General features: G+C 71.2%; 10 protein-coding genes. 2 read left to right on the forward strand and 8 right to left on the reverse strand.

The annotated features are described in order from the left end of the window. Window positions 1-74 precede the first annotated feature (74 nt). From ACYVOM_RS23115 to ACYVOM_RS23150, 8 genes are all read right to left on the reverse strand, one after another. Entirely contained in the window at window positions 75-1,862 is a 1,788-nt protein-coding gene (locus tag ACYVOM_RS23115) for an ABC transporter ATP-binding protein (RefSeq protein ID WP_460305555.1), read from the reverse strand. A gap of 97 nt (window positions 1,863-1,959) precedes the next feature. Next, window positions 1,960-3,000 (reverse strand): iron-siderophore ABC transporter substrate-binding protein, encoded by a 1,041-nt coding sequence (locus ACYVOM_RS23120; RefSeq protein ID WP_460305556.1) that lies wholly within the window; start codon window positions 2,998-3,000, stop codon window positions 1,960-1,962. 71 nt (window positions 3,001-3,071) lie between these two features. Further along, complete coding sequence (locus tag ACYVOM_RS23125; RefSeq protein WP_460305557.1) at window positions 3,072-3,917, reverse strand: ABC transporter ATP-binding protein; 846 nt, start codon at window positions 3,915-3,917, stop codon at window positions 3,072-3,074. A gap of 32 nt (window positions 3,918-3,949) precedes the next feature. After that, on the reverse strand, window positions 3,950-5,020 hold the full coding sequence (locus ACYVOM_RS23130; protein WP_460305558.1) for a FecCD family ABC transporter permease: 1,071 nt from the start codon (window positions 5,018-5,020) through the stop codon (window positions 3,950-3,952). After that, complete coding sequence (locus ACYVOM_RS23135) at window positions 5,017-6,072, reverse strand: FecCD family ABC transporter permease (protein ID WP_460305559.1); 1,056 nt, start codon at window positions 6,070-6,072, stop codon at window positions 5,017-5,019. The genes ACYVOM_RS23130 and ACYVOM_RS23135 overlap by 4 nt, the downstream gene beginning before the upstream one ends. Window positions 6,073-6,195: 123 nt before the next feature. After that, on the reverse strand, window positions 6,196-7,407 hold the full coding sequence (locus ACYVOM_RS23140; protein WP_460305560.1) for a cytochrome P450: 1,212 nt from the start codon (window positions 7,405-7,407) through the stop codon (window positions 6,196-6,198). Between the two features lie 484 nt (window positions 7,408-7,891). Further along, window positions 7,892-8,641, reverse strand: a complete 750-nt coding sequence (locus tag ACYVOM_RS23145; protein ID WP_460305561.1) for an SDR family NAD(P)-dependent oxidoreductase — start codon at window positions 8,639-8,641, stop codon at window positions 7,892-7,894. 22 nt (window positions 8,642-8,663) lie between these two features. Beyond that, complete coding sequence (locus ACYVOM_RS23150; RefSeq protein ID WP_460305562.1) at window positions 8,664-9,578, reverse strand: NADP-dependent oxidoreductase; 915 nt, start codon at window positions 9,576-9,578, stop codon at window positions 8,664-8,666. Window positions 9,579-9,738: 160 nt separating this feature from the next. On the opposite strand from ACYVOM_RS23150, the gene ACYVOM_RS23155 reads away from it, so the two are divergent. Together ACYVOM_RS23155 and ACYVOM_RS23160 are read left to right on the forward strand one after the other, a co-directional pair. Beyond that, a complete protein-coding gene (locus tag ACYVOM_RS23155) occupies window positions 9,739-10,302 on the forward strand; it encodes a MarR family winged helix-turn-helix transcriptional regulator (RefSeq protein WP_460305563.1) in 564 nt (187 codons plus the stop codon). 742 nt (window positions 10,303-11,044) lie between these two features. Beyond that, window positions 11,045-11,563: an HflX-like GTP-binding protein gene (locus tag ACYVOM_RS23160; RefSeq protein WP_460305564.1), complete on the forward strand. Its 519-nt coding sequence runs from the start codon at window positions 11,045-11,047 to the stop codon at window positions 11,561-11,563. Window positions 11,564-11,820 lie beyond the last annotated feature (257 nt).

An 11,820-nucleotide genomic window follows, 5' to 3' on the forward strand; every position in this document is an offset into this window, starting at 1 on the left:
AGCCGTCCCTTCCTGAGACTTAGGTTAGCCTAACCTAAATACGGATCAGCTAACCAGTCTCGACCGGGGGTCGCCTAACCGGCCTCCCGCCAAGCGCTCCACAACCGTGCGTACCTACCGTCAAGGGCGACGAGTTGCTCGTGGGTGCCCTCTTCGACGACGCGTCCGGCGTCCAGGACGGCGATCCTGTCGGCGGCCATGGCCTGGGTGAGCCGGTGCGCGACGAACAGCGTCGTGCGGCCCCGGCACGCGGCCAGCACGGCCCGCTCCAGCTCCGCGGCGCCCTGGCTGCCCGCCTCGGCGGTGGACTCGTCCAGCACCACCACCGGCGCCCTGCCCAGCACCAGGCGGGCCAGCGCGACCTGGGCGACCTTCGTGCCGTCCAGGCGCTCGCCGCCCTCGCCGACCGCCGTCGCCAGGCCCTCGGGCAGCGCCTCGACCCATGCGGCGGCCCCCACGGTGCGCAGCGCCTCCATCAGCTCGGCGTCGGTCGCGGTCGGCGCGGCGAGCCGCAGGTCGTCGGCGAGCGGGCCGGAGAACACGTGCGTCTCCTGCGTCAGGATGCTCACCAGCGCGCGGGTGCCCGCCTCGTCGAGTCCGGCGAGATCGGTCTCCCCGATCCGGACCGTCCCGGACTGCGGCGTCCCGATGCCCGCGATCAGCGCCGCGAGGGTCGTCTTGCCCGCGCCCGTCGCTCCGACGAGCGCGAGCGAACCGCCCGCGGGGATCGCCAGATCGACGTCCGTCAGCACGGGCCCCTCGGAATCGGGGTAGGCGAAGGTCAGTCCCCGCACCTCCACCGGGTAGTGCCCGACGGCGGCGGGCTTCACCTCCGCGTCGCCGACCAGGCGCTCCTCGGCGGACTCGCCCAGCACGCCGACGAGCCGGGTCAGGCTCGCGCCCGACTTCTGCGCCTCGTCGAAGGTGAACATGATGGCGCCGAGCGGGGCGAACAGCCGGTGGAACAGCAGCGGCGCCGCCGACACCTCGCCCAGCGACGCCGCGTCGTTCTCCAGCAGGGCGTAGCCGACGAGCAGGATCAGGACGAGCCCGATGAACTCGGCCCGGTTCTCCCGGCCGACGAACCTGCCGAAGAACCGGAACACCTCGATGCCGAGGTTGCGCACCCGCCACGACTCCGCGTCGACCTTCTCCCGGAAGGACTCCTCGAGCCGGTAGGCGCGGACCGTCTCGATCCCGTCCAGGCCGCTGATGAAGGCCTGCGCGCGGTCGGCCTGCGCCACCGCGCGCTTCTGGTAGAGCGGCGCGGACCGCGGCAGATACCAGCGCAGCGCCAGCGCGTACGCCGGCAGCGCGCCCGCGCCCGCGAGACCGAGCCGCCAGTCGAGCCCGAACATGCCGAGCGTGGCGACGACGACGAGGACGCCCGCGGAGAACACCGTCGGCACGGCCGTGCGGATGCCCTTGGACACCACGGCCACGTCGTCGCCGACCCGGGACAGCACGTCGCCGCGGCCCACCTCCTCGATCCGGGCGCTCGGCATCCCCAGCACCGTCCGGACCGCGCCCTCGCGCAGCCGGGCGAGCAGATCGGCGCCGAGCCGTCCGATGAGATAGGCGGACGCGGCAGTGGCCGCCGTGCCCAGGAGCGCGGCGGCCACGAGAAGCGTGCCGATGGTGAGGAGGATGGAGCGCGGCTCTCCCGCGTCGACCCCGTCGACCACCCGGCCGAGCAGGAGCACCGGAAGCACCTGGAGCGCCGCCCCGGCCACCGTCGTGAGCACGGCGGAGACCGTCAGCCAAGGCACCGCGCGGCAATGCGCCACGACCCATCGGGTGGCCTCACGTCCGGTCGCCGTACGCAGAATGGCGGGCGCGACCCGCGCCTCGACGGCACTCATCCCCGGACCCTGCCCATCGGGTCCGAGGACAGGACGCTTCGAGAACCCGGCCCCCGGACCGGGGAGGTCCGGGGGCGGGACACGTGCGGAGCCTTCGTCACTTGACCGACTTGACGATCTCGTCGACCGCGTACGGCATCGACGGCAGGGTGCCCTGCGAGACCGCCGCGCCGACCGCCGGGCCCTCGCTGTCGAGCAGGTACGAGACGTTGCCGGCCTTGACGGCGGGCAGGTTCGCGAACAGCTCGAACTTCTTGATGGCGTCGATGTCGGCCTGGTCGTTGATGACGAAGATGTGGTCGACGTCGATCAGGTCGATGCGCTCAGGGGACAGCGTGGTGTAGAAGCTGCCGTCGGCGAGTTCGTCGATCTCGGTGGTGCCCTTGAAGCCGATGCCGGTCACGATGCGGCCGCGGACGTCGGTGGTGGTGAAGGGCGCGACGGCGTCCTTGTACCAGGACAGCGCGACGGCGGTCTTGTCGGCCCACTCGGGGTGCGCCTGCTTGGCGGCGTCGATCTGGCCCTGGATCGCGGCGATCTTCTCCTTCGCGGCGGCCTCCTGGCCGACGGCCTTGGAGATCTGGAGGACGTTGTCCTGCCACGGGGCGCTGAACGGCTCGGTCTCGGTCTTGGTGCGGCCGACCGTCGGGGCGATCTTCGACAGCTTGTCGTAGGCGGCCTGGTCGATCTCGGAGTACACCGCGATGATCAGGTCGGGGCGCAGCGAGGCGATCTTCTCGTAGTTCGGGCCCGCGTCGCCGTTGGCCATGATGACCTCGGGCTTGGTGTCGCCCCACAGGTCCTTCACCCACGGCCACTGGGTGTTGATGTCCGGCGACTGCCCGGCCGGGTTCGGGTACTGGTCGACCATGCCGACCGGCTTGATGCCCCAGGCGAGCACCGTCTGGTCATCGGTGTAGCCCACGGTGACGACGCGCTCGGGCGCCTTGGCGACCTCGGTCGAGCCGAAGAAGTGCTCCACGGTGACCGGGAAGGCACCGCCGGCGGCGGACGACGAGGGGGCCGTGCCGGGCTCCTCCTTCTCGTCGGAGCCGCAGGCCGCGAGCAGGCCCAGGCTGAGGACGGCGGCGGACAGGGCCGCGGCGACCCTGCGCAAGCTGAAGGTCGGAGGACGCATGCAAGTTCCTTTGCCTGAAAGGGGGATGAGGCAGGGATGACCTTAACACGCCTACTTAGGATAGGCTAACCTTACTCATTGTCGAGGTCGGCGTGGACGTGCGTGCGGCCTATCGGAACGATGAGCGGACGGTCGCTCACCGGATCGTCGATCACCCGCGCACGCAGGCCGAACGCCTCGTGCAGCAGCTCAGCGGTGACGACGTCCCGGGGATGGCCCTGCGCGAGGATCGCCCCCGCCTTCATGACGACGAGGTTGTCGCTGTAGCGGATCGCCAGGTTGAGATCGTGCAGCACCATGACGACCGTGCAACCCGACTCGTGCAGGTCGTCCACCAGGTCGATGACGTCGAGCGCGTGGGCGAGGTCCAGGTAGGTCGTCGGCTCGTCGAGCAGAAGCAGGTCGGTCCCCTGCGCCAGCGTCATCGAGATCCACACCCGCTGGCGCTGCCCACCGGACAGCGAGTCCACCGGACGGTCGGCCAGATCGGCCACGCCCGTCAGCTCCAGCGCGCGCTCCACCACCTCGGCGTCGTCCGACGACCACTGGCGCATCCAGCTCTGATGCGGATGGCGGCCGCGCGCGACGAGATCCGACACCGTCAGCCCCTCCGGGGCGACCGGCGTCTGCGGAAGGAGGCCGAGTTTCTTCGCGACCTCCTTCGTCTTCAACCTGACGATGTCCTCGCCGTCCAGTACGACCGTGCCCTTGGACGGCTTCAGCAGCCGCGCGAGGGTCCGCAGCAGGGTGGACTTCCCGCAGCCGTTCGGGCCGATGATGGTGGTGATGACCCCGGGCGGGATCGCGACGTCCAGGCCGTCGATGACGGCCCGTCCGCCGTAGCCGACGGTGACGCGTTCGGCGGAGAGCCGCACGGCGTCCGGGGAGGCTGTTTCGGGGGCGTACTGAGCGGTCACAGGACCACTCTATTTAGGTAAGGCTATCCTTTTTAAGCCCTCTTCTTGAGATTTGCTCGAACCAGCAGGTAGACGAGGAACGGCCCGCCGATCATCGCGGTGACCACGCCCACCGGAAGCGTCATGGGCAGGGCGGTGCGCGCGACGAGGTCCGCGCCGATCAGCAGCAGCGCGCCGACCAGCCCGGAGGCGACGAGCGGCGGCGTCGGGAACCGCGACAGGCGCATCGCGACCTGCGGCGCGACCAGTGCCACGAACGGCACCGGGCCCGCCGCGCTCACCGCGAACCCGGCCAGCAGCACCGCGCACAGCATCAGCACGGCGCGCACAGCTGAGAACCGAACGCCGAGGCCCGCCGCGACGTCGTCGCCGAAGTGCATCGGCTTCAGATGGAACGCCGCGTAAGCCACCACGAGCAGGATCGCGAGCGTGCCCCACAGCGCTATCCACACCTCGCTCCACGACCGCGCCTCCAGCGAGCCGACCCGCCACGCCTGCGACAGCGCCACGTCGCGGATGTCGGCCTTCACCAGGAGCCACGTGGTGATCGCGTCCATGACGGCGCTCACCGAGATGCCGATGAGGATGAGGCGGAAGCCGTTGACGCCCCGCCGCCACGCCATGAAGTACACGAGCAGGCCGGTGCCGAGACCGCCCGCGAGCGCCGCCGTGGACAGGCCGACCGTGCCGAGGATCGCCGAGGCGGCCCCGCCGGAGACCGTGATGAGGAAGACCGCCGCCGCGCTCGCGCCCGCGGTGACGCCGAGGATGTCCGGGCTGGCCAGGGGGTTGCGCGCGATCGACTGGGTGAGCGCCCCCGAGACGCCGAGCGCGATCCCCACGACGAGGCCGACGAGGGCGCGCGGCATCCGCAGGTCCATGATGATGAACTCGTCGACCGGCTCGCCCCGCCCGAAGATCGTCGCGATCACTTGCGGCAGGGCGATGGGGAAGTCGCCGACGCCGATCGACACGCAGAACACCAGGAACGTCGCGCCCGCCAGGACCAGCGCGACGAGCAGCACCCATGGGCGCCACACGAAGGACACCGGGCCCAGGCGCACACCCGGCGTCATCGGCCGCTTCACCGCTGTCTCGCTCATGCGTTCTTCAACTTCCCTCGCCAGACCAGAACCGCGAAGAAGGGCGCGCCGACCAGCGCGACCACGATGCCCGCCGCCAACTCGCCGGGCCGCGCCACCACCCGTCCGACGACATCGCAGACCAGCAGGACGACCGCGCCGAGCAGGCCCGCGTACGGCACCAGCCAGCGGTAGTCCGGGCCGGTCAGGTAGCGGGCGACGTGCGCGACCATGAGCCCGAGGAACGCGATGGGGCCGCACGCCGCGGTCGCCGCGCCCGCGAGCAGGGTGATGGACAGGATGCCGACGGTCCGGCTGAACGCGATGTTCACGCCGAGGCCGCGGGCCACGTCGTCACCGAGATTGAGCAGGTTGATCGCGGGCAGCGTCGTCAGCGCGAGGACCAGGCCGACCACGATGAATCCGGTCACCGGCCAGATGACGCCGAAGCCGACCCCGGCGACCGAACCCGCCTCCCAGAAGCGCTGCGCGTTGAGGGCCGCCTGGTCCGAGAGGGCGACCGCGGTCGTCATCGCCAGGAGGAACACCGTGACGCCCTGGCCCGCCAGCGCGAGCGTCAGCGGATTGCCCGCCCCCCTGCCGATGCTCGACAGCCCGAAGACGACGACGCCCGCGAGCCCCGCCCCCGCGAAGGCGAACCAGACGTACTGGAACGGACTGGTGAGGCCGAAGAACATGACGGCCGACACCACCGCGAACGACGCCCCCGTGTTCAGCCCGAGCAGCCCGGTGTCGGCGATGGGGTTGCGCGTGTGCCCCTGGATCAGCGCACCGCTCACCCCCAGCGCGATCCCCGCGACGACCGCGAGCACCGTCCGCGGCACCCGCACCGTCTGCACGATGAGCCTGATCTCCGAAAGCCGCTGATCGGCCTCCGGCGCCGCCCATAGCCCGTACCAGACCTCCGAAAGACTCAGCGCCCGAGCCCCCACCACCAGCGAGGCGACCCCCGCCACCACCAGCAGACCGGCGAGCGCCCCCAGCCCCGCCACCCGTCGGCGCCGGGCCCCGGCGACCCCGACCACCCGGCCCTTCGCCTCAATCACCCTCATGCCGCCGTACGCTATCCCCAATCCCCCATTTCCCTAGTACCCCCGCCCCTGCCGACCGACCGGCGCAGACGACTCGAGCCGCCCTTCGAACTGGTCGGTGCGGGGCCGGTCGCCCCGGGAGGATCAGCCGGGTCGTGTCCCGTCGGCGGTGACGTTGAGCGGCAGGTACTCGAAGGTGACGGCGCCGAAGCCCGTGGTGATGCGCGGCTCTCCGGCGAGCTCGACGTGCTTCCAGCGGCGGGTGAGCACTTCGAGGAAAGCGCCCAGTTCCATGCGGGCGAGCGCCGCGCCGACGCACAGGTGTGCTCCGCTGCCGTAGTTGAGGTTGTGCGCGGCGGGGAAGGCACGGCCGGGGTCGAAGCGCAGCGGATCGGGGAAGGCCGCCGGGTCGCGCAGCGCGCTGGGCACGGCCACGTGCACCTCGGTCCCGGCGGGCAGGCTCAGACCGCGCCACTCGACGTCGACCTGCGCCGTCCGCGAGGTGTGCACGATCCGCGGCCAGACCCGCCCGACCTCCTCGACGAACGCGGGGATCCGGCTCGGATCCTCGCGCAGGTCGCGCCAGCTCTCGGGGTGCAGCGCCGCCGCGTACAGGAGCGCCGACATGGCGCTCGCGGTGCTGTCGGCGCTCGCCTTGAGCACCTCGACGACGACGGCGCGCAGTTCCTCCGGCGACAGCCGGTCCCCGGCCTCCTCCGCCGCGAGCAGCGCGGACACCATGTCCTCCCCGCCCGGGGCGGCCCTGCGCGCCTCGACGAACGCGTCCACGTAGCCGCCGAGTTCGCGCTCGGCCGCCTCGATCTCCCCCGCGAGGGCGGGATCTCGGGCGAAGACCCGCACGATCGTCGCGGACCAGCGGGCGATCCTGCCCGCGTCCTTCTCAGGGGCGCCGATCAGCCGTGCGAAGACCACGGGCGGGATCCTCTCGGTGAGCTCCGCCACGACGTCCACCGCGCCCGCCCCGGGGAGCGGCTCCGCGAGCCGCTCGATGAGTTCCACGACGTACTCGCGCAGGTACGTCACCACCCGCCGGCTGAAGTAGGGCGCGACGAGTCTGCGCAGCCTGTCGTGCACGTCGGGCGGCGACGACAGCAGCGCCGAAAGCCACCCGGCGCGCACCGCCGGATCGGTGATCTCCGCCGCGTCGAGCACACTCGTGACGTCGATCTCGAACCTGCGGTCCCGCAGCAGCTCGACGGCCGCGTCCAGGGTCAGCACGTGCAACCCGAACGGGCTCCTGCCGACCCAGCCCTTCTCCCGCTCGGGGCCGAGCGCCGCCCACGGCTCGGCGGCCCCGAGCACCCTCCCGAGATCGAGTTCGAACGGCACCGTCATGTCCAGCACCCTAGGTTGCGCCTTTTACAGCATGATGAACGCGACCTCCGCCGAATCGACCGATCCCGGCCTGCCACAGCCCTTGCCCTCCCCCACCGAAGCCTGCCGAGCGGGCGTGCGAATACTGGCACAGCGGAGAACCCGGGCACGCCGGGCGGCCGATGGACCGGGTGGTCACCTCGATGCACGTCTACCTGTCCCTGGCGGTCTTCCTTGAGCTGGCCGGCGCGAAGGCGAAGAACAGGTCGGACATCCCTGAGGATGTTCCCGGCCCTGAGCGTCAACGCGGATAGGCGACCCTCTCGCACCCGAAACCCGCAGGTCGGCAGCCCGCCCGCAACGCCAGAGAGCGGCCCCGAACCTTCCGGGGCCGCTCCGGCCTACCTCGTTGACGCTCGGGTGACCGGTTCCAGTAGGGGCGGGGCGTTTCCGGGCACGGGAATCTCCTTTCACCGATGGTGACGGTGGCGGTTCTCGGAGGGACCTAGTGCTGTTCGTCGCCGCCGTCGGCGAACAGTTCGCTGCCTGTGACGAAGCTGCTCTGGTCGGAGGCGAGGAAGAGCACCGCGCTGGCGACTTCCTCCGGCCGTCCCGGGCGGCCGAGCGGCACGGAGTCGCCGAGCTGGCGGACGAGGGCGTCGGCCGAGGCCTTGTCCGGAGCCAGCCCGCGCAGGCCCTCGGTCTCGATCGGGCCCGGCACGATCGTGTTCACCCGGATGCCCCGGTCGGCCAGTTCCACCGCCCAGGTGCGGGCGAACGACCGAATGGCTGCCTTGCTCGCGGCGTAGACGCCGAACGCCGCCGTGCCGCTGGTGGCCGCGGTCGAACCGGCCAGGATGACCGACGCTCCCGGGTTGAGCAGCTCAAGGGACTTCTGCACGGTGAACAGCGTGCCGCGCACGTTGATCGAGAAGGTCACGTCGAAGTGTTCGGGGGTGACGTCGGCCAGAGTGGCGAACGACCCGCCGCCCGCGTTGGCGAACAGCACGTCGAGGCCGCGTCCGTGCTCGCGGATCCGTGCGAAGATCTCCGCGAGGTCCTCGGGGCGGGAGATGTCCCCGCGCACTCCCCGGCCGTTGTCACCCAGCGTCTCGACGGTCGCGTCGAGTTCGGCCTGGCGGCGGCCGGTGACGAAGACGAACGCGCCCTCTTCGGCGAAACGCTGTGCCGTCGCCCGGCCGATCCCCGAGGTGCCACCGGTGACCAGGGCGACCTTGTTGTCCAGCTGACCCATGATGATGCTCCTGTCGATTGTCTCAGCCCTGCGTGGACAGCAGGACTTTGGTCCGCAGCCCGCCCGTCTCCAGTTCGCGGTGGACCCGTGCGGCGTCGGCCAGCGGGGCGACGGTCCGGGACCGCAGCGTGAGCCCGCCCGCGACCAGGGCCGTCATGACGACGCGCAGCCGTGCGTTGACGCGCGGGCCGTCCGGGCCCGACAGCCGGACGCCGAAGTCGGCGGCGCGCGGGTCGGACAGCGTGACCACCCGTCCGGGTCCGCCGGCCAGCTCGACCGCGGCGGCCAACACGCCGGCGCCGGATGTGTCGATGACCGCGTCCACCGACCCGGCGGCCGCGCGGGCGTTCACCGCCAGGCCGGAGCCGTAGGCGACCGGGGTGGCCCCTGCCCGTTCCAGGAGGGCGAAGTCCTCCTCGCGGACCGCGGCCAGCACCCGGGCGCCGCGGGCGACCGCGAGCCGGGTGGCGATCAGCCCGACCGAACCCGCCGCCCCGACGATCAGCACCGTCTCGCCGGAGGCGACGCCGACCGCATCGACCACACGCGCCGCCGCCTCTCCCGAGGCCGGTAGAGCCGCGGCGTCCCGCATGTCGACCTGCTCCGGCACGCGCACCCAGTGACGGGCCAGGACCTGTGCGGCGTAGCCGCCCAGGTCGGGCAGGAAGACCGCGACCGGGTCTCCCGGCCGTACGTCGACGACCGACGCGCCGACCGCATCGACCGTGCCGGCCGCCTCAAAACCGAGAACCGATCCCGGCTGCGCGCCGAACGCGCCCTTCAGCCGGCCCGACCTGATCGCCAGATCCGTCGGGCCCACCCCGGCGAACGCGACGTCCACCCGGATCTGCCCCGGCCCCGGCGAGCCGACCTCGATCTCTCCTGGAACCAGCACCTCCGGGGCTCCGTAGTCGCTGAGCAGGACCGCGTTCGTCATCGCCGCCTCCATCCGCCGTTCTCCCCCACCCTGTCCATTGCATGATGTTTCACGCTTCGTCTAACGTGATGTGTCATGTAAATAATTCCGTTGCACCTCGGCGCTCCTGGTCGACCGGGAGCACGGCGCCGGTGAACTCATGGAGGGGCGGGCAGGTCGCATGACGAAGTCGAAGGGCCGGCGGGACCGCGCGGAGGAGCAGACAGCCCGCCAGGCCGACGGCGGGCTGACGGCCGAGCAGGAAGCGACCTGGTTCGCCTACATGAGGGTGACGCTACGACTCAACTACGAGATCAACCGCGCGCTGCAAGCCGACGGCAGCCTCTCCCACCAGGACTTTCACGTCCTCAACGCGCTGGCCGACTCCCCCGGCCGACGGCTGCAGCTCACCGACCTGGCGATCCGGATCGGCTGGGAGCGCAGCCGGGTCTCTCACCAGATGCTGCGCATGGAGGCGCGCGGACTGGTCGAACGCCGCCCATCGAGGGACGACGCACGGGCGACGGACGCCGTGCTGACCCCGCTCGGCGTCGCAGCGCTGCGCAAGGCCTCCCCCGGGCACGCCGCCCTGGTGAAGCAGATGTTCTTCGACGGGCTCGACCCCGACCTGCTGGCGCCCCTGCACACCGCCCTGGACCAGATACACGAGCAGATCCTCGCCCACGGCACCCTCCCCCGCCCCTCCGGCCGCCAGACACGCTGGACCACCACCGACGAGAACTGAAAGGCGAAAGCCGCATCGGAGCACCACGGGACGTGGCCGGGCGAAGGGTTTCGAGCGGAGTGGGAGATCCAGAGGGTGCGCAGGCCGGCGACGCGCCGACCGCCGTCAGCAGCCCGATCGGCGACCGCTCGGCGGTCACCACGAGGAACATGCCGAACCGGATCAGCTCTCTGCGGAGTGTCCGAATCGTCCCCGCCGTCGGCCGCACCACCCCACCCGACGTCCACGACCGCCGCTGCGCCGAGTCCCTCGCCTCCCTCCTCCACGACCCTGTAGAACGCCCCTGTCCCGACACGCTCGGCCCTGCCCGATCAAAGCCCAGCACCCCTTATGCACGCCGGAGAAGGCCACCCCGCTCCGGGTGAGTGGCCGAGGACTTCACCGGGAGGCCAACACCGCCGACGAAATGCCCGCCTCAGCACTGGCACCCGCCGAACTCGCCCCGGGGAGCACGCGAGTCCGACCAGACGATCCATCCTTCCGCGGGCTGAACAACCAGGCCGTAATGTCAGTGCCCGCCCGTTACCTCTCGGCGGGCGATGCAGTCGGTGGCCCCGCCCTCCTCTGGATCGCGGACGACGAGTGCTGACACGTGCCGGCCACGGTCGCGGATACGGGTGCACCGTGGAGGACGACAAGCCGACTCGGTACCTGTTCAGGATGCGGGCGGCTGCCGCGCCCGCATCCGGAGCTGGGGAACGAGGACCGGGTGGTGGCGCGGTCATTGCTAGCTTCGGGAGTCATGCGGTACTCGCGGCGGCGCCCACGCGGTCAGAAGCTTCGTCGGCGCAGACCTGATTTCCTGACGGTCTTCGATCCAAGGGAAGTGATCGACGGGAGCGGCGTGGTCATCGCCGGGCTGTTCTCCGCGAAGCGGAAGGACCATCACGAGGTCATGGACTCGCTTGCCGCCGAGGTGGCGCGGCTAGGTGGGCGCACCGTGGGGCGGTTCGTGCAGCGGCGCGGGATCTCGGGGCACCGCAAAGACGGTTCTTCGGGAGGGCGGGCGAACATGGACCGCCCTTATTCCGCGCGGACCCTCATGACCACCGGCAAGGTGCGAGAGATAGCCACCTGCCTAGCCGACGCGGACGCCGACACAGTGGTCTTCGCCAACGAGTTGACCGGCCGTCAGCGCCGAGCCCTGTCAGAGGCACTCGGCTGCCCTGTCTTCAGCAGAACAGACCTCCCTGTTCAGCGCATGCCGGGCCCGGACGAGACGAACCCTCGACGACCTGCACGACCCGGTCCGGACAAGTGACCAAGGGGGCGGCGGCCCCGGGGATGGAGGCGGACCGCTGGGGACGGGCAAAGAAGCTGGGTAGGGGCGGATCAGGCGCGGGTGGTCCAAGCGGTAGGCCGCCCAGAGTGTCGACGAAGAAGAGTTCCTTGGGGGTACGTCCGTGGCCTGAGCGCGAGCCGGACGTGTCGGTCGGTCATGGCTTCGTCAGGCGGGTGAGGAGGGTGGGGAGGTAGTCGGGGTGGGGGGTGGGGAGGGGGGTCGGGAAGTCGGAGGCC

The organism is Actinocorallia aurea, from assembly GCF_054783995.1.